21 protein-coding genes are annotated in these 21,193 nt (G+C 60.6%); 10 read left to right on the forward strand and 11 right to left on the reverse strand.

Annotated elements, in window-relative coordinates; genetic code table 11:
- Positions 1-16: 16 nt before the first annotated feature.
- Positions 17-904: a lysophospholipid acyltransferase gene (locus ACEN9A_RS30285; protein WP_019580330.1), complete on the forward strand. Its 888-nt coding sequence runs from the start codon at positions 17-19 to the stop codon at positions 902-904.
- Positions 905-964: 60 nt separating this feature from the next.
- Here the strand turns inward: ACEN9A_RS30285 and ACEN9A_RS30290 are convergent, their stop codons facing one another.
- The 5 genes from ACEN9A_RS30290 to def all read right to left on the reverse strand — a co-directional run bounded on the left by ACEN9A_RS30290 (position 965) and on the right by def (position 5,650).
- The gene (locus tag ACEN9A_RS30290; protein ID WP_018927310.1) at positions 965-1,279 is read right to left on the reverse strand and encodes a tetratricopeptide repeat protein; all 315 of its coding nucleotides are present in this window, start codon (positions 1,277-1,279) and stop codon (positions 965-967) included.
- Between the two features lie 131 nt (positions 1,280-1,410).
- Positions 1,411-2,784: a Trk system potassium transporter TrkA gene (trkA, locus tag ACEN9A_RS30295; protein ID WP_007941504.1), complete on the reverse strand. Its 1,374-nt coding sequence runs from the start codon at positions 2,782-2,784 to the stop codon at positions 1,411-1,413.
- Between the two features lie 22 nt (positions 2,785-2,806).
- Positions 2,807-4,117 carry a 16S rRNA (cytosine(967)-C(5))-methyltransferase RsmB gene (gene rsmB / locus ACEN9A_RS30300; protein ID WP_026346033.1) on the reverse strand — a complete coding sequence of 437 codons (1,311 nt, stop codon included), beginning with the start codon at positions 4,115-4,117 and terminating at the stop codon, positions 2,807-2,809.
- Positions 4,114-5,073, reverse strand: a complete 960-nt coding sequence (fmt, locus tag ACEN9A_RS30305; RefSeq protein WP_258671792.1) for a methionyl-tRNA formyltransferase — start codon at positions 5,071-5,073, stop codon at positions 4,114-4,116. Before fmt ends, rsmB begins: the two co-directional genes overlap by 4 nt.
- Positions 5,074-5,143: 70 nt before the next feature.
- On the reverse strand, positions 5,144-5,650 hold the full coding sequence (gene def / locus ACEN9A_RS30310) for a peptide deformylase (RefSeq protein WP_007941507.1): 507 nt from the start codon (positions 5,648-5,650) through the stop codon (positions 5,144-5,146).
- A gap of 169 nt (positions 5,651-5,819) precedes the next feature.
- On the opposite strand from def, the gene ACEN9A_RS30315 reads away from it, so the two are divergent.
- From ACEN9A_RS30315 to tsaC, 3 genes are all read left to right on the forward strand, one after another.
- On the forward strand, positions 5,820-6,845 hold the full coding sequence (locus ACEN9A_RS30315) for a LysM peptidoglycan-binding domain-containing protein (protein ID WP_019580326.1): 1,026 nt from the start codon (positions 5,820-5,822) through the stop codon (positions 6,843-6,845).
- A gap of 80 nt (positions 6,846-6,925) precedes the next feature.
- Entirely contained in the window at positions 6,926-8,032 is a 1,107-nt protein-coding gene (gene dprA, locus ACEN9A_RS30320) for a DNA-processing protein DprA (RefSeq protein WP_019651233.1), read from the forward strand.
- A gap of 55 nt (positions 8,033-8,087) precedes the next feature.
- On the forward strand, positions 8,088-8,645 hold the full coding sequence (tsaC, locus tag ACEN9A_RS30325; RefSeq protein WP_018927304.1) for an L-threonylcarbamoyladenylate synthase type 1 TsaC: 558 nt from the start codon (positions 8,088-8,090) through the stop codon (positions 8,643-8,645).
- A gap of 153 nt (positions 8,646-8,798) precedes the next feature.
- Here tsaC and ACEN9A_RS30330 read toward each other — a convergent pair whose 3' ends face one another.
- On the reverse strand, positions 8,799-9,776 hold the full coding sequence (locus tag ACEN9A_RS30330; RefSeq protein ID WP_258671794.1) for an NADPH:quinone reductase: 978 nt from the start codon (positions 9,774-9,776) through the stop codon (positions 8,799-8,801).
- A 180-nt stretch (positions 9,777-9,956) separates the two neighbouring features.
- On the opposite strand from ACEN9A_RS30330, the gene hemF reads away from it, so the two are divergent.
- Positions 9,957-10,871, forward strand: coding sequence for an oxygen-dependent coproporphyrinogen oxidase (hemF, locus tag ACEN9A_RS30335; RefSeq protein ID WP_007902928.1), 915 nt, complete (start codon positions 9,957-9,959; stop codon positions 10,869-10,871).
- A 13-nt stretch (positions 10,872-10,884) separates the two neighbouring features.
- A complete protein-coding gene (gene aroE / locus ACEN9A_RS30340) occupies positions 10,885-11,706 on the forward strand; it encodes a shikimate dehydrogenase (protein WP_258671796.1) in 822 nt (273 codons plus the stop codon).
- Positions 11,707-11,832: 126 nt separating this feature from the next.
- Here the strand turns inward: aroE and ACEN9A_RS30345 are convergent, their stop codons facing one another.
- The 3 genes from ACEN9A_RS30345 to betC all read right to left on the reverse strand — a co-directional run bounded on the left by ACEN9A_RS30345 (position 11,833) and on the right by betC (position 16,055).
- The gene (locus tag ACEN9A_RS30345; RefSeq protein WP_258671798.1) at positions 11,833-13,401 is read right to left on the reverse strand and encodes a SulP family inorganic anion transporter; all 1,569 of its coding nucleotides are present in this window, start codon (positions 13,399-13,401) and stop codon (positions 11,833-11,835) included.
- 202 nt (positions 13,402-13,603) lie between these two features.
- Complete coding sequence (gene choX / locus ACEN9A_RS30350; RefSeq protein ID WP_019651231.1) at positions 13,604-14,524, reverse strand: choline ABC transporter substrate-binding protein; 921 nt, start codon at positions 14,522-14,524, stop codon at positions 13,604-13,606.
- Between the two features lie 16 nt (positions 14,525-14,540).
- Complete coding sequence (gene betC, locus ACEN9A_RS30355; protein WP_258671799.1) at positions 14,541-16,055, reverse strand: choline-sulfatase; 1,515 nt, start codon at positions 16,053-16,055, stop codon at positions 14,541-14,543.
- Positions 16,056-16,169: 114 nt separating this feature from the next.
- Here betC and ACEN9A_RS30360 point away from each other — a divergent pair, with 114 nt between their 5' ends.
- Positions 16,170-17,120, forward strand: coding sequence for a choline sulfate utilization transcriptional regulator (locus tag ACEN9A_RS30360; protein WP_096481545.1), 951 nt, complete (start codon positions 16,170-16,172; stop codon positions 17,118-17,120).
- A 5-nt stretch (positions 17,121-17,125) separates the two neighbouring features.
- Here the strand turns inward: ACEN9A_RS30360 and ACEN9A_RS30365 are convergent, their stop codons facing one another.
- Complete coding sequence (locus ACEN9A_RS30365) at positions 17,126-17,791, reverse strand: NAD(P)-dependent oxidoreductase (RefSeq protein WP_258671800.1); 666 nt, start codon at positions 17,789-17,791, stop codon at positions 17,126-17,128.
- Positions 17,792-17,874: 83 nt separating this feature from the next.
- Between ACEN9A_RS30365 and ACEN9A_RS30370 the strand changes: the two genes are divergently transcribed.
- The gene (locus tag ACEN9A_RS30370; protein ID WP_019580317.1) at positions 17,875-18,201 is read left to right on the forward strand and encodes a DOPA 4,5-dioxygenase family protein; all 327 of its coding nucleotides are present in this window, start codon (positions 17,875-17,877) and stop codon (positions 18,199-18,201) included.
- Here the strand turns inward: ACEN9A_RS30370 and ACEN9A_RS30375 are convergent, their stop codons facing one another.
- Positions 18,202-18,603 (reverse strand): GFA family protein, encoded by a 402-nt coding sequence (locus tag ACEN9A_RS30375; RefSeq protein ID WP_258671801.1) that lies wholly within the window; start codon positions 18,601-18,603, stop codon positions 18,202-18,204. It abuts the gene before it with no gap.
- A 319-nt stretch (positions 18,604-18,922) separates the two neighbouring features.
- Here ACEN9A_RS30375 and ACEN9A_RS30380 point away from each other — a divergent pair, with 319 nt between their 5' ends.
- Together ACEN9A_RS30380 and ACEN9A_RS30385 are read left to right on the forward strand one after the other, a co-directional pair.
- Positions 18,923-20,230: a CitMHS family transporter gene (locus ACEN9A_RS30380; protein WP_019651226.1), complete on the forward strand. Its 1,308-nt coding sequence runs from the start codon at positions 18,923-18,925 to the stop codon at positions 20,228-20,230.
- Between the two features lie 85 nt (positions 20,231-20,315).
- Complete coding sequence (locus ACEN9A_RS30385) at positions 20,316-21,083, forward strand: TerC family protein (protein ID WP_019651225.1); 768 nt, start codon at positions 20,316-20,318, stop codon at positions 21,081-21,083.
- The last annotated feature ends 110 nt before the right edge of the window (positions 21,084-21,193 follow it).

Raw genomic sequence — 21,193 nt, forward strand, 5'->3', positions numbered from 1 at the left:
AGATCAGGAGTGACCTGTGGATAAGTTTAAAGGCGCCTTGCTGGTAGGCGCTCTGCGACTGTTTGCCCTACTGCCATGGCGGGCAGTGCAGGCGGTGGGTTCGGCGATTGGCTGGATCATGTGGAAAACCCCCAACCGTTCCCGCGACGTGGTGCGGATCAACCTCGCCAAGTGCTTCCCGCAGATGGACCCGGCCGAGCGTGAGCGTCTGGTGGGTCAAAGCCTGAAAGACATCGGCAAGTCTCTGACTGAAAGCGCCTGCGCGTGGATCTGGCCGGCCCAGCGTTCCATTGAACTGGTGCGCGAAGTCGAAGGCCTCGACGTTTTGAAAGAGGCGTTGGCGTCCGGCAAAGGTGTGGTTGGCATCACCAGCCACCTGGGCAACTGGGAAGTGTTGAACCACTTCTATTGCAGCCAGTGCAAACCGATCATTTTCTACCGCCCGCCAAAACTGAAAGCGGTGGATGAGTTGCTGCGCAAGCAGCGAGTGCAATTGGGGAACCGGGTGGCCGCTTCCACCAAGGAAGGTATCCTCAGCGTGATCAAGGAAGTGCGCAAGGGTGGCGCGGTGGGCATTCCGGCTGACCCGGAACCGGCCGAATCCGCCGGGATCTTCGTGCCGTTCTTCGCCACTCAGGCCCTGACCAGCAAATTCGTGCCGAACATGCTCGCCGGCGGCAAAGCGGTCGGCGTGTTCCTGCATGCCCTGCGCCTGCCGGACGGTTCGGGTTACAAAGTGATTCTCGAAGCCGCGCCAGAGGCCATGTACAGCACCGATACCGAAACCTCCTGCGCGGCCATGAGCCAGGTAGTCGAGCGCTACGTGCGGGCTTATCCGAGCCAGTACATGTGGAGCATGAAGCGCTTCAAGAAGCGTCCACCGGGTGAAGCTCGCTGGTATTGAGGTTGCTGTGGATAACTCCGCAGGCTGCGATCTATTGATCTTGGCCTGCGTTACCGCTGATCAGTGCGCCTGTCGCTCAAGCTTTTTCAGAAACACCGTCATCTCCTTCTCCGCCTGCTTGTCGCCATGGGCGCGGGCAGCTTCCAGGCCCTGTTCCCAGGCCTGCCGCGCCGCCGCGTAATCCGCCAGCGCCAGATGGGCCTTGCCCAAGAGCTTCCAGGCTGCCGAATACTTCGGATCGAACTCGACGCAGCGCTGGAAATGCTCTGCGGCCTTGGCGTTTTCCCCAAGATCCAGATAACCCTTGCCCAGGCCGAAGCGCAGCAATGAGTTATCCACACCCTTGGCGAGCATTTTTTCCAGGGATTCGATCATCGGCGGACTCCTTTAACGCGATTGAAGCGAAGATCAAAATATCGCAGCCTACGGCAGCTCCTACGCCGATCTCTGTAGGAGCTGCCGAAGGCTGCGATCTTGGCGATTGATGCCGCAGCATGTATTGCTGATCAGAAGAAGCTGAGCCCCACATGGAACAGTTTCTCCACATCCCGAATATGCTTCTTATCCACAAGGAACAGAATCACATGGTCGCCGGTTTCGATCACGGTGTCGTCGTGGGCGATGATCACTTCTTCGTCGCGGATGATCGCGCCGATGGTGGTGCCCGGTGGCAGGCCGATGTTTTCGATGGCCTTGCCGATCACTTTGCTCGACTTCGCATCGCCGTGGGCAATCGCCTCGATGGCTTCCGCTGCGCCCCGGCGCAATGAGTGCACGCTGACGATGTCCCCGCGCCGGACGTGGGCCAGCAAGGTGCCGATGGTCGCCAGTTGCGGACTGATGGCGATGTCGATGTCGCCGCCCTGGATAAGGTCGACGTAGGCCGGGTTGTTGATGATCGTCATCACTTTCTTCGCGCCCAGGCGCTTGGCCAGCAGCGAAGACATGATGTTGGCTTCGTCATCGTTGGTCAGGGCCAGGAAAATATCGGCGTCGGCGATGTTCTCTTCCAGCAGCAGATCCCGATCCGAAGCACTGCCCTGCAACACCACGGTGCTGTCGAGGTTGTCCGAGAGGTAGCGGCAGCGGGCCGGGTTCATCTCGATGATCTTCACCTGGTAACGGCTTTCGATGGCCTCGGCCAGGCGTTCACCGATCTGCCCGCCACCGGCGATGACGATGCGTTTATAGCTTTCATCGAGGCGGCGCATTTCGCTCATCACTGCGCGAATGTTCGCTTTGGCGGCGATGAAAAATACTTCGTCGTCAGCCTCGATCACCGTATCGCCCTGGGGCAGGATCGGCCGGTCACGACGGAAAATCGCCGCGACGCGGGTTTCGACATTCGGCATGTGTTCGCGTAACTGGCGCAATTGCTGGCCCACCAGCGGCCCGCCGTAGTACGCCTTGACCGCCACCAGCTGCGCTTTGCCTTCGGCGAAGTCGATCACCTGCAATGCGCCCGGATGCTGGATCAGGCGCTTGATGTAATTGGTGACCACTTGCTCCGGACTGATCAGCACGTCGACCGGAATCGCTTCGTTGTCGAACAGTTCGGTACGGGTCAGGTACGCGGCTTCGCGGACCCGGGCGATCTTGGTGGGGGTGTGGAACAGGGTGTGGGCGACCTGGCAGGCGACCATGTTGGTTTCGTCACTGTTGGTCACGGCCACCAGCATGTCAGCGTCGTCGGCACCAGCCTGCCGCAGCACGGTCGGCAGCGAACCGCGACCCTGCACGGTGCGGATGTCCAGTCGATCGCCGAGGTCGCGCAGGCGTTCGCCATCGGTGTCGACCACGGTGATGTCGTTGGCCTCGCTGGCCAAGTGTTCTGCCAGCGAACCGCCGACCTGCCCTGCGCCGAGGATGATGATCTTCATCCAGTCACTCCCTTAAACCCGGTTAACCGCGCGCGGCGGCAATCTTGATCAGCTTGGCGTAGTAGAACCCGTCGTGGCCGCCTTCCTGGGCCAGCAACTGGCGACCGTGGGGCTGTTTGATACCGGCCGCCGTGGCGAGGTCCAGTTCACGGGCGCCCGGCGTGCGGGCGAGGAACGCTTCGATGACTTCGGTGTTTTCGGTCGGCAGCGTGGAACAGGTGGCGTACAGCAGAATGCCGCCCACTTCCAGAGTTATCCACATGGCGTCGAGCAGTTCGCCCTGAAGCACCGCCAGTGCGGCGATGTCGTCGGGTTGGCGGGTCAGTTTGATATCCGGGTGACGGCGGATCACCCCGGTGGCCGAGCATGGCGCGTCGAGCAGAATGCGCTGGAACGGCTTGCCGTCCCACCAGGTGGCGGTGTCGCGACCGTCGGCGGCAATCAATTCTGCGCTCAGGCCCAGGCGTGCAAGGTTTTCCCGCACCCGCACCAGACGCTTGGCTTCCAGATCCACAGCCACCACGCCGGCCAGTTTGGGCTCGGCCTCAAGGATGTGGCAGGTCTTGCCGCCCGGTGCGCAGCAGGCATCCAGCACCCGTTGGCCTGGCGCGAGGTCCAGCAGATCGGCGGCCAATTGCGCGGCTTCGTCCTGCACGCTGATCCAGCCTTCAGCGAACCCCGGCAGACTGCGCACGTCGGCAGCGGCGTCGAGAATGATGCCGTCGCGACTGTAAACGCACGGTGTGGCAGCGATACCTGCCTCAGTCAGCAAACCGAGGTAGGCATCGCGAGTGTGATGGCGACGGTTAACCCGCAGAATCATCGGCGGGTGCGCGTTGTTTGCTGCGCAAATGGCTTCCCACTGCTCGGGCCAGAAGGCCTTGAGGGATTTTTGCAGCCAGCGCGGGTGGGCGGTGCGCACCACCGGGTCGCGTTCCAGCTCGGCCAGCAGCGCTTCGCTTTCCCGTTGGGCGCGGCGCAGTACGGCGTTGAGCAAGGCTTTGGCCCACGGCTTTTTCAGTTTGTCGGCGCAACCGACGGTTTCGCCGATGGCGGCGTGAGCCGGGACGCGGGTATAGAGCAGTTGATAAAGCCCCACCAGCAACAGCGCCTCGACATCGGCATCAGCCGCCTTGAACGGCTTTTGCAGCAGCTTGGCCGCCAACGCCGACAAGCGCGGCTGCCAGCGAGCCGTGCCGAACGCCAGGTCCTGGGTGAAGCCGCGATCGCGGTCTTCGACCTTGTCCATTTGTGTCGGCAGAGAACTGTTGAGTGAGGCTTTTCCGTTAAGAACTGCAGCAAGTGCCTTGGCGGCGGCCAGACGTGGGTTCATTGAGCGTCTGCCGTTTGACCGAGGACGGTGCCGACGGCGAATTTCTCACGACGGCTGTTGAACAAGTCGCTGAAGTTCAGTGCTTTGCCGCCAGGCAATTGCAGACGGGTCAGGCACAGCGCCTGTTCACCGCAGGCAACGATCAAGCCGTCCTTGCTGGCTCTGAGGATTTCTCCCGGCGCGCCCTGCCCTTCGGCCAGGCTTGCGGCCAACACTTTCAGCGCTTCGCCGTTCAGCGTGCTGTGGCAGATCGGCCATGGATTGAAGGCGCGAACCAGACGCTCCAGCTCAACCGCCGGGCGGTTCCAGTCGATGCGCGCTTCGTCCTTGTTCAATTTGTGTGCGTAGGTGGCGAGGCTGTCGTCCTGCACTTCGCCTTCCAGTGTGCCCGCAGCCAGGCCGGCAATCGCCTGGATCACGGCCGGTGGGCCCATCTCTGCGAGGCGATCGTGGAGGCTGCCGCCGGTGTCTTCGGCGCTGATCGGCGTGGTGACCTTGAGCAGCATCGGCCCGGTATCGAGGCCGGCTTCCATGCGCATCACGGTCACGCCACTTTCGCTGTCGCCGGCTTCAACGGCACGCTGGATCGGCGCCGCACCGCGCCAGCGTGGCAGCAAGGAGGCGTGGCTGTTGATGCAACCCAGGCGCGGAATATCCAGCACCACTTGCGGCAGGATCAGGCCGTAGGCGACCACCACCATCAAATCCGGTTTCAGCGCGGCCAGTTCCGCCTGAGCGTCTTCATTGCGCAGGGTTGGCGGTTGCAACACCTGGATGTTGTGCTCCAGCGCCAGTTGCTTGACCGGGCTCGGCATCAGCTTCTGCCCGCGGCCTGCCGGACGGTCCGGTTGGGTGTAGACCGCAACGATCTCGTAAGGACTGCCCAGCAGGGCCTTGAGGTGTTCGGCGGCGAATTCCGGGGTGCCGGCAAAGACAATGCGCAGTGGCTCAGTCATGGAAGCTCTCAATTGCAAAGCATCTTGAAAAGAAAAAGGCTTGCCGCGGCAAGCCTTTGAAAGAAGGGCATCAAGCGTTCTGGCGGTGGAGCTTTTCCAGTTTCTTCTTGATCCGGTCGCGTTTGAGCGTGGACAGGTAATCGACGAACAACTTGCCGTTGAGGTGGTCGCATTCATGCTGGATGCACACGGCGAGCAGGCCTTCGGCGATCAGTTCGTAAGGCTGGCCGTCGCGGTCCAGGGCCTTGATCTTGACCTTTTGCGGGCGATCGACGTTTTCGTAGAAGCCCGGCACCGAGAGGCAGCCTTCCTGGTACTGGCCCATCTCGTCGGTCAGGGTTTCGAACTCGGGGTTGATGAACACCCGCGGTTCGCTGCGGTCTTCGGAGAGGTCCATCACGACGATACGTTTGTGCACGTTGACCTGGGTAGCGGCGAGGCCGATGCCTGGCGCTTCATACATTGTTTCAAACATGTCATCGACCAACTGACGCACTTCGTCGTCCACTACGGCCACTGGTTTGGCGATAGTGCGCAGGCGCGAATCGGGGAATTCGAGGATGTCTAAAATGGCCATAAGCTTAATTGCTGCACGTGTGAGGTAAAGTCGGGTCGATGGCCTGGCGAGTCCGAAGATGCAGGCTACCGTTGTGAACGTAGCTTCCGGCTTTTCAATAATGAGCCGGAGGCGAGCCACGAGGGCTCTGGCGTTTCACGCGAACGTACATAATAAAGGGATTCACCGCATGAGGAAATCACTACTCGCCTTGCTCCTTCTGGCCTCGGCCGGTTTTGCGCATGGGCAAGTGCAACTCAGGGAAGGTTTTCCACAGCAATACACCGTGGTGGCAGGGGACACACTCTGGGACATTTCTGGCAAATACCTGCGTGAGCCGTGGCAGTGGCCGCAGCTTTGGCAAGCCAATCCACAGATTGAAAACCCTAATCTCATCTATCCCGGCGATACGCTGTCGCTGGTCTACGTCAACGGTCAGCCACGCCTGACCCTCAACCGCGGCGCTTCCCGGGGCACCATCAAGCTGTCGCCACGAGTCCGCAGTTCACCGGTGGCCGACGCCATCCCGAGCATTCCGCTGAAGTCGATCAACAGTTTTCTGTTGAGCAATCGCATCGTCGACAAGGTGGAGGATTTCGACAAGGCGCCCTATATCGTTGCCGGAGATGCCGAACGGGTACTCAGCGGCACCGGCGATCGAATTTTCGCGCGCGGCCATTTCGATCCGGCGCAGTCGGTCTACGGCATCTTTCGTCAGGGCAAGGTCTACACCGATCCGCAGAGCAAGGAGTTTCTGGGGATCAACGCCGACGACATCGGCGGCGGCGAGATCATTGCCACTGAAGGCGACGTCGCCACCCTGGCCCTGCAACGCACCACTCAGGAGGTGCGACTCGGCGACCGGTTGTTCAGTGGCGAAGAACGCTCGATCAATTCGACCTTCATGCCCAGTGCGCCAACCACCGACATCAATGGCCTGATCATCGATGTGCCGCGTGGGGTCACCCAGATTGGCGCGCTGGATGTCGTCACGCTGAACAAAGGGCAGCGCGATGGCCTGGCCGAAGGCAATGTGCTGGTGGTGATGAAAACCGGTGAAACCGTGCGTGACCGGATCACCGGTCAGCCTTTGAAAATCCCCGACGAACGGGCTGGTCTGCTGATGGTATTCCGCACCTACGACAAGCTCAGCTACGGGCTGGTGCTCAACGCATCGCGCTCCTTGGCGGTGATGGACAAGGTGCGAAATCCTTAAGCCTGCTCACAAGTTACCAACAGAGTTATCCACAGCTTATTCCCGATTCGACGGGACCTTATAACGATCAAGGATGATCCATGTCGCTGTCTGCCTGTACGTCCGTTTCCCCTGCGGAACTGGAAGCCCGTTTACGCCTGCACCTTTTGCCCGAGCTCGGTCCGGCACGTTTCAAGAAGTTGCTGGAGGCTTTCGGTTCTGCCTCCAAAGCTATCAGCGCACCGGCCAGCGCCTGGCGCGCGTTGGGCCTGCCCCTCGCTTGCGCGGAGGCCCGGCGCTGCAGTGAAATTCGTGATGGCGCCAGCCACGCATTGGCCTGGCTAGAGCGTTCGGGCCAGCATTTACTGATGTGGGACCAACCTGACTACCCCGCGCTGCTGGCGCAAATCAGTGATGCGCCGCCGCTGTTATTCGTCGCGGGCGATCCGGGCATTCTGGAAAAACCGCAGTTGGCGATGGTTGGCAGTCGTCGCGCGTCACGACCGGGCATGGACACCGCCACCGCGTTTTCCCGCAGTCTGGCCGGCGCCGGTTTTGTCATCACCAGCGGTCTGGCCCTGGGCATTGATGCCGCCGCGCATCAGGCGGCTCTGGACGTTGGCGGGCAAACGGTCGGGGTGCTTGGCACGGGGCTGGAAAATTTTTATCCACAGCGCAATCGTCGACTGGCGGACGCCATGATCGCCTCGGGAAGCGCGGTCCTTTCGGAGTTCCCGCTGAACGCCGGCCCTTTCCCCAGTAATTTCCCACGGCGCAATCGAATCATCAGCGGTTTGTCCCTCGGCGTGCTGGTGGTCGAGGCGAGTATCGCCAGCGGTTCATTGATCACCGCGAGGCTCGCGGCGGAACAGGGGCGTGAGGTGTATGCGATTCCAGGGTCGATCCATCACCCCGGCGCAAAGGGTTGCCATCAACTTATCCGCGACGGTGCGGTGCTGGTGGAAACCATCGAACACATCCTTGAGGCCTTGCGCGGCTGGCAACGGCTGCCGTTATCCACAGAAACGCCGCAAAAGACGGTAACTCATCCACTGCTCATGTTGCTCCACGCGGCGCCTCATACCAGCGAAGCCCTGGCGGTCACCAGCGGCTGGGCCTTGTCGAAAGTGCTGGCAGCGTTGACGGAGCTGGAGATGGATGGCCGGGCGGTCTGTGAGAGCGGTCGATGGTTTGCGCGGGTAAACTAGGTTTTATAAGGAAGATCGGTAAACTGCGCAGAGCCTTATTCCGGAGAGTTTTTTCATGGTTAACAGTTGGCGTGTGCAACAAGCCGCACGAGAAATTCGCGCCGGGGCGGTCATTGCCTACCCAACGGAAGCCGTCTGGGGACTGGGTTGCGACCCGTGGAACGAAGAGGCGGTGGATCGTCTGCTGATGATCAAGGGCCGATCTGTGGATAAGGGCCTGATTCTGGTGGCCGACAATATTCGTCAGTTCGACTTCCTGTTCGAAGACTTCCCGGAGTTGTGGATGGACCGCATGGCCAGCACCTGGCCGGGCCCCAACACCTGGCTGGTGCCGCATCAGAATCTGTTGCCCCAGTGGATTACCGGTGTGCATGAAACGGTGGCGTTGCGGGTCAGCGATCACCCTCTGGTGCGGGACTTGTGTGCGGTGGTCGGCCCGCTGGTGTCGACCTCGGCCAACCCTCAAGGGCGACCGGCGGCACGCACGCGGATTCGCGTGGAGCAGTATTTCCGGGGGCAGGTTGATTATGTGCTCGGTGGCAATCTGGGCGGGCGCAAGAATCCGAGCGTGATTCGCGATCTGGCGACGGGGCATGTGGTGCGCCCGGATTAATGTGGCGAGGGGGCTTGCCCCCGTTCGGGTGCGAAGCGCCCGCCAATGAGCGATTCGTTCTAACTGGCAGACCGCATCATCTGGTTGGGGACTGCTGCGCAGTCCAACGGGGCGGTGCGGCGTTCCGACAAGCCCCCTCGCCACAGTCTGGTGTCAGGGCAACAGAATCGTCGAACCAGTCGTACGCCGCGCCGACAACTCGGTCTGCGCCTTCGCTGCATCAGCCAGTGGATACCGCTGGCTGATGTCCACCTTCAGCTTGCCGCTGATGATCATCTCGAACAGCTCATCAGCCATGCGTTGCAGGTTTTCAGCATTGTTGGCGTAGGTCGCCAGCGTCGGCCGGGTCACGTACAGCGAACCCTTGGCCGCGAGAATCCCCAGATTCACCCCGTCGACTGCGCCTGAAGCGTTACCAAAGCTCACCACCAGCCCTCGCGGCGCAACGCTGTCGAGCGATGTCAGCCAGGTATCTTTGCCTACACCGTCGTACACCACCGGGACTTTTTTACCGTCAGTCAATTCCAGCACGCGTTGTGCGACGTTTTCATGGCTGTAATCGATGGTCGCCCAGGCACCATGGGCTTTCGCCAGGGCGGCTTTTTCCGCTGAACTGACCGTGCCGATCAGCTTCACCCCCAAGGCCTTGGCCCATTGGCAGGCAAGCGATCCGACGCCGCCGGCCGCGGCGTGAAACAGGATGGTTTCGCCACCCTTGAGCTCATATGTCTGACGCAGCAGGTATTGCACGGTCAGGCCTTTGAGCATCACGCCGGCGGCTTGTTCGAAGCTGATGGCGTCCGGCAGCTTCACCAGATTGGCTTCCGGTAATACGTGAACGTCGCTGTAGGCGCCCAACGGGCCACTGCCGTAAGCCACGCGATCGCCCACCTTGAAGCGGGTGACTTCACTACCGACTGCGTCGACCACGCCCGCGCCTTCAGCGCCCAGGCCCGATGGCAGGGCTGGCGGTGCATAAAGGCCGCTGCGGTAATAGGTGTCGATGAAGTTCAGGCCGATGGCCTTGTTGGTCACGCGGACCTGTTGCGGGCCGGGGTCGGCGGGTTGGTAATCCACGTACTCGAGCACTTCGGGGCCGCCATGGGCGCGGAACTGGATACGCTTTGCCATCTGCTCTCTCCTTAGGTCTTGGCTTCTAGAGTTGTAGCGCCAAGCGCCCTATCGAACTCCCAAGCTTGATCTTCGTCAACTGCGGCAGGCTCGTCTGCGATGTTATGCTACGGACCCATTTGCGCCGGCCCCCCGCTCTGATGGAGCGCCGCGTAGCTTTGCCCGATTCAAGGTGATGCCATGACTACCCGCACCGAGGCCGTAAAAGCCTACCTGCTCGACCTGCAAGACCGCATTTGCGCTGCCCTGGAAGCCGAAGACGGTGGCGCGCGTTTCGTTGAAGACGCCTGGACCCGGCCTGCCGGCGGTGGCGGTCGCACCCGGGTGATCGAGAACGGCGCAGTCATCGAAAAGGGCGGCGTCAACTTTTCCCACGTGTTTGGCAGCGGTCTCCCACCGTCTGCCAGCGCTCATCGGCCGGAACTGGCCGGTCGAGGCTTCGAAGCTCTGGGCGTGTCTTTGGTGATTCACCCGCATAACCCGCATGTGCCAACGTCCCACGCCAATGTGCGCTTTTTCATCGCTGAAAAAGAAGGTGAAGAGCCGGTCTGGTGGTTCGGTGGCGGCTTCGACCTGACCCCTTATTACGGCAATGAAGAAGACTGCGTGCATTGGCACCGCGTTGCCGAACAGGCCTGCGCGCCGTTCGGCCCGGACGTTTACCCGCGCTATAAGGCCTGGTGCGACAGTTACTTCCACATCAAGCATCGTCACGAGCCACGGGGCATCGGTGGCCTGTTTTTCGATGACTTGAACGAGTGGGATTTCGACACCAGCTTCGCCTTCATGCGCGCCATCGGCGATGCGTTCATCGACGCGTACCTGCCGATCGTGCAACGCCGCAAAAATGATGCATTCACCGCCAAACAGCGTGAGTTCCAAGAGTTTCGCCGTGGTCGTTACGTTGAATTCAACCTGGTCTATGACCGCGGCACGCTGTTCGGCCTGCAATCGGGCGGGCGTACCGAGTCGATTCTGATGTCGCTGCCGCCGCAAGTACGCTGGGCCTACGACTGGAAGGCCGAGCCGGGCAGCGAAGAAGCACGCCTGACCGAATACTTCCTGCAAGACCGCGATTGGTTGGCCAAGGCCTGAACGAGGAATTCTGATGGACCGTTATGTCGTATTCGGTAACCCGATTGGCCACAGCAAGTCGCCGCTGATCCACCGTCTGTTCGCCGAGCAGACCGGGCAGAAACTGGACTACAGCACCTTGCTGGCGCCCCTCGACGATTTTTCCGGCTGTGCGCTGGAATTTTTCCGCGAAGGCCGTGGGGCGAATGTGACAGTGCCGTTCAAGGAAGACGCCTATCGCCTGGCGAACAGCTTGACCCAGCGGGCGCAGCGGGCCGGCGCGGTGAATACCCTGAGCAAACTGGCCGATGGCAGTCTGCTGGGCGACAACACCGATGGCGCCGGGCTGGTACGGGACCTGACGGTCAACGCCGGATTCAGCCTCGCGGGCAAACGCATCCTGCTGCTGGGGGGCGGTGGCGCGGTGCGCGGCGCGCTGGAGCCGCTGCTGGCGGAGCAACCGGCGTCGTTGATCATTGCCAACCGCACCGTGGAAAAAGCCGAATTGCTGGCGCAATTGTTTGCCGATCTGGGGCCGGTGTCGGCCAGCGGTTTCGATTGGCTGCGCGAGCCAGTGGACCTGATCATCAACGCCACGTCCGCCAGTCTGTCAGGCGATGTACCGCCGATTGCCGGCAGTTTGATCGAACCGGGCAAGACGGTTTGCTACGACATGATGTACGGCAAGGACCCAACCTCGTTCTGCCTTTGGGCCAGTGAGCATGGGGCTGGCGTGTCGATGGATGGCTTGGGCATGTTGGCCGAGCAGGCGGCGGAAGCTTTCTATCTGTGGCGCGGTGTGCGCCCGGATACGGCGCCGGTGCTGGCCGAACTTCGCCGGCAACTGGCGCTGTAGTTCTTTGTGGCGAGGGAGCTTGCTCCCGCTGGGTTGCGAAGCAGCCCCAAAATCTGCGGGCGCTTCGCACCCGAACGGGAGCAAGCTCCCTCGCCACAGGTTATCTGTTTGTCATAACAGTGGCGTTTAGTCCTCAAACCGGATCGGGCATTTCTCCGCGCCTTCCAGCTTTCTCAATTCCTCCACCACTTGCGGCCTTGCCTGCCGCAGAGTCAGGCTGCGATCCTGACGCAGCAGCCGTCGTGCTTCCTGGTGCAGCATTTCCACGCCTGAATAGTCGATGAAGTTGATCTGCTGCGCCTCGATCACCACTCGCGGGCCTTGCATCCGTTGCAGGCGCACTTGCAGGTAATGGCTGGCGCCGAAAAAGATCGAGCCGCCGACCCTCAGGATGTCTTCGTCACCATTGCGCCAGTGCTGCACCCGTGGCTGTGAGGTGCGTTTGAGGTAGAAGAACAGTGACGCCAGCACCCCGGCGTAGATCGCCGTCTGCAACTCGAGCAACAGGGTGGCGACACAGGTCAGCGCCATGACCAGGAATTCGGCATGGCTGACCCGCAACAAGGCACGAATGCCGCGATGATCCACCAATCCCCAAGCGATCAAAAGGATGCTGCCAGCCATGGCCGGGATCGGGATGTGCGCAATCAATGCCGCACCGAAGATCGCGAACAGTGCCACCCACAGCGCCGAAAAAACCCCGGCCAGCGGTGAACAGGCGCCGGCATCGTAGCTCAGGCCCGAGCGAGTGAAGGAACCGGCGGACAGCGAACCGGAAAAAAACGCCCCGACCATGTTCGAGAAACCCTGGGCGCGAACTTCCTGATTGGCATCGAGCAACTGCTGCGAGCGGGCCGACAGGGAGCGGGCAATCGACAGGCTCGTCACCAGCCCGAGCATGCCGACCGCCACCGCACTGGGCAGCAGGCGCAATATCAGGTCCAGATCCAGCGGCAGCGGGCTGAAGGGCGGCAGCCGCCCGACAAACGCGCTGACCAGCTTCACATGACCGAACATCGCTGGCCACAGCCACACCAGCAATCCGCTCAGGGCCAGAGCGATCAACAGCGTCGGCCAGCGCGGTACCAGCAGTTTCAGCACGATGCCAACCGCGACTGTGGCCAGGCCCAGCAGCAGCGAGGGTTTGTCCACTTCGCCGAGATGATTGAGCAGCATCATCAAACTGTTGAGCGCCGTGGCCTGGTTGGGCACATCCAGCCCCAGCAGGTTCGGCAGCTGCCCGATGGCAATCACCACCGCCGCGCCAAGGGTGAAGCCCAGCACCACCGAGTGAGAGACGAAATTTACCAGGGCGCCGAACCGCAGCAAACCCAGCAACCACTGGAAAATGCCCGCAAGGAAAGTCAGAAGCAGGATCAGCGTGACGTAGTCCTGCGACGCAGGGACGGCCAGAGGACTGACACTGGCGTACAGGACGATGGAAATGGCCGCAGTAGGGCCGCAGATCAAATGCCACGACGAACCCCAGAGGCAGGCAATCAGCACCGGGATGATGGCGGCGTACAGGCCATATTCCGGTGGGAGGCCGGCGATCAGGGCGTAGGCAATCGATTGTGGCAACGCGAGAATCGCACCGCTCAGGCCGACGATCAGGTCACGACCGACGCTGGCGCGGGTTTGCCGGGGCAACCAGGTCAGGAAGGGAAAGAGTGAATGGCGGCTGGGGAAGGCCATGGGTCCTCTCGGTACGGGGTAAATCGTCAGGGTAAAGCATTGGCTCGTAGTGGGCAGATCATTGTGGCGAGGGAGCTTGCTCCCGCTCGGCTGCGCAGCAGTCGCAAATCCGGACAACTCGGTGAGGCTGATAAACCGGGTTTGCCGAAATGGGAGTGCTACGCCCTCCAGCGGGAGCAAGCTCCCTCGCCACAGGGAAACCTTACAACTTGGCTTTGACCGCCGGCAGAGCATCCTTGCCGTCCACGGTCTTCACGCCCTCCAGCCATTTATCCAGCACCACCGGGTTGGCCTTGATCCACGCTTTGGCCGCGTCGGCATTGCTGACCTTTTTGTTCACCACTTCGGCCATGATGCTGTTCTCCATTTCCTGGGTAAAACTCAGGTTGGTGAGCAGTTTGCCCACGTTCGGGCAGGCCTGTGCATAACCTTTGCGGGTCAGTGTATAAACGCTGCCGGTGTCACCGAAGTACTTCTCGCCGCCCTTCAGATAATGCATTTTCAACTGCACGTTCATCGGGTGTGGCGTCCAGCCGAGGAAGGTCACGAACTTCTGTTTCTTCACCGCGCGGGACACTTCGGCCAGCATCGCCTGCTCGCTGGATTCGATCAGTTTCCATTGACCCATGTCGAAGTCGTTCTTCTTGATGATCTCTTGCAGCGAAATGTTCGCCGGGGCGCCGGAGCCGATGCCATAGATCTTCTTGTCGAACTTGTCAGAGAATTTGTTCAAGTCGTTAAAGTTATGCACACCTGCGTCCCAGACGTAATCCGGGACCGCCAGGGTGAACTCGGTGCCGTCGAGGTTCTTCGCCAGCTGCGTGACATCGCCGTTGGCCACGAACTTGTCGTAAAAGCCTTGCTGCGCCGGCATCCAGTTGCCGAGGAAGACGTCCACCTGGCCATCCTTCAGACCTCCAAAGGTGATCGGCACCGCCAGCGTGTCGACCTTGGCCTTGTAGCCCATGCCGTCCAGCAGAATCCCGGTGATGGCGTTGGTGGCGGCGATGTCGCTCCAGCCAGGGTCGGCCATCTTCACCGTTTCGCAGCTTTGCTCGGCGTAGGCCGAGGTGCTGCCCAGAGCCAGAAGCCCGACTGTCAGTACTGTGGATAACTTTTGCATGGACGTCCCCTTAACATTATTGGTTTTGGCAGGGTTGTGGATAACGGGCTTTACGCTCCAGATCGTCGAGGTCGATGTGGTTGCGCATGTACTGCTGACTGGCATCTACCAGCGGCTGGTGGTCCCAGCTCTTCAGCTTGCCGATGGTCAGGGCGTCGGCGACGAAACGCCGGCGTCGCTGACTGGCGAGCACCTGTTGGTGGATCGCCGGGATATTCCATTTGGCCCGTGCTTCAGCGAGAAAATCCTCGAACAGCTGATGATGTTGCGGCGAATGGCTGAGTTCTTCCTGTTCACTCGGGTCGTTATGCACATCGAAGAGCAGGCAAGGGTCGTCTTCGCTGTAGATGAATTTGTAGGCGCCGCGACGAATCATCATCAACGGGCTGATGGTGCCTTCGGCCATGTATTCGCCGAACACCTCGTCGTGACCGCCCTGCCCTTGCAGGTGCGAAACCAGTGAGCGGCCATCCAGCGGCAGGCCTGGTTCCAATGAGCCGCCGGCCAGTTCCACAAAGGTCGGCAGCAGGTCGGCGGTGGATACTGCAGCACTGACGCGGCCGGCGCCGAATTGCCCCGGCGCACTGATCAGCAGCGGTACACGGGCGGCCATTTCGTACCAGTGCATTTTGTACCAGAGGCCACGCTCGCCGAGCATGTCGCCGTGGTCACCGGAGAACACGATGATGGTGTCATCGATCAGCCCGGTTTCCTCGAGTGTTTGCAGGAGTTTGCCGACGTTGCTGTCGATATAGCTGCACGAACCAAAGTAGGCACGGCGCGCGTCGCGAATCTTATCCACAGGCAGCGGCTTGTCCCACAGGTCATAGACTTTGAGCAGGCGCTGGGAGTGAGGATCGAGTTCATCCTGTGCGGGTGTTTCCGGCAAAGGGATGTCGGCGTCGTCGTACAGATCCCAGAACGCCTTGGGAATCGTGTACGGGTCGTGTGGGTGCGTCATCGACACGGTCAGGCAGAACGGCTGATCGCCATCCTCGCGGATGTGATCGAACAGGTATTGCTGGGCCTTGAACACCACCTCTTCGTCGAAATCCAGCTGATTGGTGCGCACGCAGGGCCCGGCTTGCAGCACCGACGACATGTTGTGGTACCAGGTCGGCCGCACGTCCGGCTCGTCCCAGTTCACCGCCCAACCGTAGTCGGCCGGGTAGATGTCGCTGGTCAGGCGTTCTTCATAGCCGTGCAACTGGTCCGGACCGCAGAAGTGCATCTTGCCCGACAGCGCGGTGCGGTAACCGAGGCGCCGCAGGTAGTGGGCATAGGTCGGAACGTCGGCGGGGAAATCGGCCGCGTTGTCGTAAGCGCCGATCTTGCTCGGCAACTGACCGCTGACCAGGGTGAAACGTGACGGTGCGCAGAGCGGGCTGTTGCAGTACGCGGCGTCGAACACCACACCTTCGGCGGCGAGGCGGCTCAGATTCGGCAGTTTGATGGGCGAAGGGCCGTAGAACGGCAACATTGGCGCGGCCATTTGATCGGCCATGATGAAAAGAATATTTTTGCGCTTCATGTGATCGCGGCATTCCATAGTGGATATTTATGCGAGAGTGCTGTGATCGAGCATGCAACCCCTAAAATTTGTGGTAAAGCCCATGCCAGGCAATGACTAGGATAAGCACAGCTTATGTATGACGCCCTCGGTGATTTGTCTCTGGACCTGCTGCGTGCCTTTGAAGCTGCGGCCCGCCAGCGCAGTTTCACTGCCGCTGCAGTGGAGCTCGGCACCACGCAACCGGCCATCAGTCAGCAGATCAAGCGATTGGAAGAGCAGCTTGCTACACGATTGTTCGACCGCATTTATCGCGGTATCGAACTGACCGAGGCTGGCGCGATTCTGTTTGAGCAAGTTCAGCTAGGTTTACAGAATATCGACGCCGGATTGAGCGCGATCAGTGCACAGCAGCAACACGAAGTGTTGCAGGTGGCCACCGACTTCGCCTTCGCCGCGTACTGGCTGATGCCGCGTCTGCACCGCTTCCATACCGCCAATCCTCAAGTGGACGTCAGCCTGGTCACCAGCGAACGCAGCCACAACATGCTGCGCACTGATATCGATGTGGCGGTGCTGTTCGGCGATGGCCGGTTCAAGCAAGGCGAGAGCCATTGGTTGTTCAGTGAAGAAGTGTTTCCGGTGTGCAGCCCGCTGCTCTTGAAGGATCGTCCCCTGCCCTTGCCGGCTCAGTCATTGCTGGAGTTTCCGCTTTTGCATCTGCGTGGCGAACACAGCAGCAACTGGTTCGACTGGAGCGGCGTGTTTCGCGAACTGGGGATCACGTCGGCGCCAGCGCCGGGGCAACTGCGCTTCGACAATTACACCTTGCTGATTCAAGCGGCGATTGGCGGCCAGGGCGTTGCGATCGGTTGGCGGCACCTTGTGGATAACTTGCTGGCGCAAGGTCTGTTGTGTCGACCGATTGCCGAGACAGTGATTTCCAGGCTGGGTTATTACGTGGTCCTGCCCCAGCGCAAACGGCGCGGGGCGTTGATTCAAACGTTTGTGGACTGGTTGATGGCGGAACAGGCCAGCAGTGCGCAATCGCTCAATGGCCTTCCTTTGCCATCGATTGCGGTATGAGGGCTTTACGGTTCCGAAGTCGCGACAAAATTCACATGCTGACCGACATGCAAATTCAGCCATAACTCATCGGCAATCCCGACGGCAACTCGGTTCAGCCGTTCCAGCGGTTCGGCCAGGCCGGGTTCCAGGCTCGTGCTGACGTGACTGAAATGCTCGATGGACAGTCCCGGTACGCCGCGTGGGGCATTCACCAGGGTCCAGTGCAATGGACTGCTTTGCAGCGCCTCGCGGATTTCTTCAGCGGCGTGGCGTTGCAGTTCGTCTTCTATCTCCGGATCGTCCAGCACCTCGAAATCACCCACCACAAACAACCGCGCGATACCCGCGGCCTGCATGCCGTCGATCAGTGCATCCACCGCCAGCACCTGCTCGACCGGGCCGGGCACGATGGATTTCTCGACATGTTCACTGTTCATCGGCAACCCCGGTGCATCCAGCAGGCAGATCACCGCCGAACAGCCGGCCACGCTCTGCTTGACCCGCTGGGCATCGAACAGGTCGCCGGCCTTGGTGCGCAATCCGGGGCGTGGTGCGAGCGCCGTCAGGTCATCGAGAATCGCGATCACTTCATGTTGGCGCCGCAGCATCTCAGCCATCAGCGCACTGCCCAGGCTACTCATGGCACCATAAAGCACTACCTTCACTACCGGGGTTTCGGCATTTTTCATGGCTGTGCTCCGAACGTCCTGCCTATATAACGTAAGACCTGTGGGGAACGGTGTGGGTTCGACCAGGTTCAAAGGGGTTTCAGATGCAACAGATCAAGGGCTACCACGCCCATGTCTATTTCGACGCCAACACCCTCCCGCAGGCCCGGGCCTTGTGCGAGCAGGCCGCGCAATTGTTTCCGCTGAAGATGGGCCGCGTGCACGAACGCCTGGTCGGCCCGCACCCGGACTGGAGCTGCCAATTGGCCTTCGAGCCGCAATACCTTGGCGAGGTATTGCCGTGGCTGGCGCTCAATCGCAAGGGGTTGGTGGTGTTCCTGCACCCGGAGACCGGCAACGATCTGCTCGACCACACTGAACACGCGATCTGGATGGGGGCAATCCGGCCACTGGATCTGTCTGTTTTCTGATCAGAGTTGTTCTTCGGCCTCGCCAGGCAAATGTTCGTCCAGATGCAGCCAGGGCAACCGACTGTCCGTCCAGATATGCCGCTCGGCCGGCGCCTGCTCAGGGTGGTCGAGGGTGGCGATGGTCACGTCGATGCTTTCGGGGCTGAGCGTTGTCACCAACGCCAGTTGCGCCCCGCAGTTGGGGCAGAAATACCGCGTGCAAGTGGATGAAGAGTCATACCGGGACGGCGTACCCGCCACCCAGGCAAATGCTGAGGCAGGCACGGTGATCCAGGTGGTCACGATCCCGCCGCTGACCCGCCGGCAAATCGAGCAGTGGCAGTGGGCGATATCCTGCAACGGCCCGCCGAATTGATAGCGGATTTGTCCGCAGTGGCAGCCTCCAGTGTGAAGTTCGCCCATGTTTTTCCCTCCTGAGCCCGTGTTTGCTGACTTTCAACCCGGCCGACGACCGGTCATACATTCGGTCAATGCTTTCATCCGCGAAAGCTGGCTGAAAGCTTCCCCGATTAGGATCGCCTCACTGCCGGCAACAGACCGGTTGGCCAACGCGAGTGTTTCATTGCCCGCCCGGCCCATTTAACAACAACAATGGTGATTCTGATGTCCGCTCCTATCCGCCTCTTCGCTGCACCTCCGCCCGTACGTTCCGTGCTTTCCGTTCTGCGCTGACCTCATCGGTTCGCCCATTCCCTAGCCGCGCTACGCCTGGAGTATTCCTATGCTGACTTTCCTTGGCTTTGCCATGGTCATCACGTTCATGTTCCTGATCATGACCAAGCGCCTGTCCGCGCTGATCGCCCTGATTATCATCCCGATCATCTTCGCCCTGTTCGGCGGTTTCTCGCCGAAGATCGGCCCGATGATGCTCGAAGGCATCACCAAGCTCGCGCCGACCGGCGTGATGCTGATGTTCGCCATCCTCTATTTCGCCCTGATGATCGACTCCGGCCTGTTTGACCCGGCCGTGCGCAAGATCCTCAAACTGGTCAAGGGCGACCCGTTGAAAGTGTCGGTCGGTACCGCCGTGCTGGCGCTGATCGTGTCCATGGACGGTGATGGCGCCACCACTTACATGATCTGCGTGGCCGCCATGCTGCCGCTCTACAGCCGCATCGGCATGAGCCCGCGGATCATGGCCGGTCTGATCATCCTCGCCGGTGGCGTGATGAACATGACCCCTTGGGGCGGTCCGACCGCTCGTGCGGCCAGTGCGCTGCATGTGGACCCGTCCGCGATCTTCGTGCCGATGATTCCGGCAATGCTGGCCGGTGTGGTGGCGATTCTGGCGATTGCCTACTTCTACGGTAAACGCGAGCGTGCGCGTCTGGGTGAATTGCATTTGGTCGGTGATGAAATCGACCATAGCGAAATCAGCGTTTCGCAGTTCCCGGACGCCCGTCGTCCAAAGTTGATCTGGTTCAACGGCGCGCTGACCCTGGCACTGATGGGCACCTTGATCGCCGGCCTGTTGCCGCTGCCGGTGCTATTCATGGTGGCGTTCAGTATCGCGATGATCGTCAACTATCCTTGCCTGCAACAGCAGAAGGACCGCGTTGCGGCCCACGCCGGTAGCGTGTTGGCGGTGGTCGGGTTGATCTTTGCCGCGGGTATCTTCACCGGTATCCTGACGGGCACCGGCATGGTCGACGCCATGTCCAAGAGCCTGCTGGCGGTCATCCCGGATTTCCTCGGCCCGTACCTGGCTGTGATCACCGCGCTGGTGAGCATGCCGTTCACGTTCTTCATGTCGAACGACGCATTTTATTACGGCGTGTTACCGGTACTTGCCGAAGCCGCCAGTCATTACGGTATAACCGCGGTAGAAATGGCACGTGCCTCGATCGTCGGTCAGCCCGTCCACTTGCTGAGCCCGCTGGTACCATCGACCTATCTGTTGGTGGCCCTGGCCGGTATCGAATTCGGTGACCATCAGCGGTTCACCCTGAAGTGGGCAGTGCTGGTTTGCCTGTGCATACTGGCGGCAGCCTTGCTGATGGGGATCTTTCCGCTGTTCAGCACGCTATAAGCCCAAGACTCACCATGACGGGTCCAGGCTTTGCTGTTTGAAGCCTGGGCCCTTCGTGGTTTAACACATCCACAAAGGAATACACATGGAATGGCTGACCAACCCTGAAATCTGGGTTGCCTTCTTCACTCTGACTGCCCTGGAGATCGTCCTGGGTATCGACAACATCATCATGATCTCGATCCTGGTCAGCCGCATGCCCAAGCACATGCAGGCGCGCACCCGGATCTTCGGCCTGGCGCTGGCCATGGTCACGCGGATTCTGTTGCTGCTTTCGATCACCTGGGTCATGCGTCTCACCGCGGACCTGTTCGAAGTGTTCGGCCAGGGTATTTCCGGGCGTGACCTGATCCTGTTCTTCGGTGGTCTGTTCCTGCTGTGGAAAAGCTCGCAAGAGATGTATCACGCGCTGGAAGGCGAGGATGAAACCAGCGACGAGCCAAGTGGCAAGGGCGGTAACTTCCTCTACACCATTATCCAGATCGCGATCATCGACATCGTGTTCTCGCTGGACTCCGTCATCACTGCCGTTGGCATGGTGTCCCACGTACCGGTCATGGTCGCGGCAATCATCGTCGCAGTGCTGGTGATGATGTGGGCTTCCGGCACCATCAGCGAGTTCATCGACAGGCACCCGTCGCTGAAAATGCTGGCGCTGTCTTTCCTGTTGATCGTCGGTACCGTGCTGATTGCAGAATCCTTCGATGTGCATGTGCCGAAAGGCTACGTCTACTTCGCCATGGCGTTCTCGCTGGCAGTGGAAGCGATCAACATCAAGATGCGCACCGCGATGATGAAAAAGAAACAGCAGCAAGAGCCAGTGAAACTGCGCAAGGATGTTCCGGGCCAGTAATTTGGCAGTGGAGCTTCTGTGGCGAGGGGGCTTGCCCCCGTTGGGGCGCGTAGCGGCCCTCCAAAACTTGCAACCGTGATGTGCCAGGCACACCGCATGCAATGGTCTTA

It is taken from the genome of Pseudomonas sp. Pseusp18 (assembly GCF_059506005.1).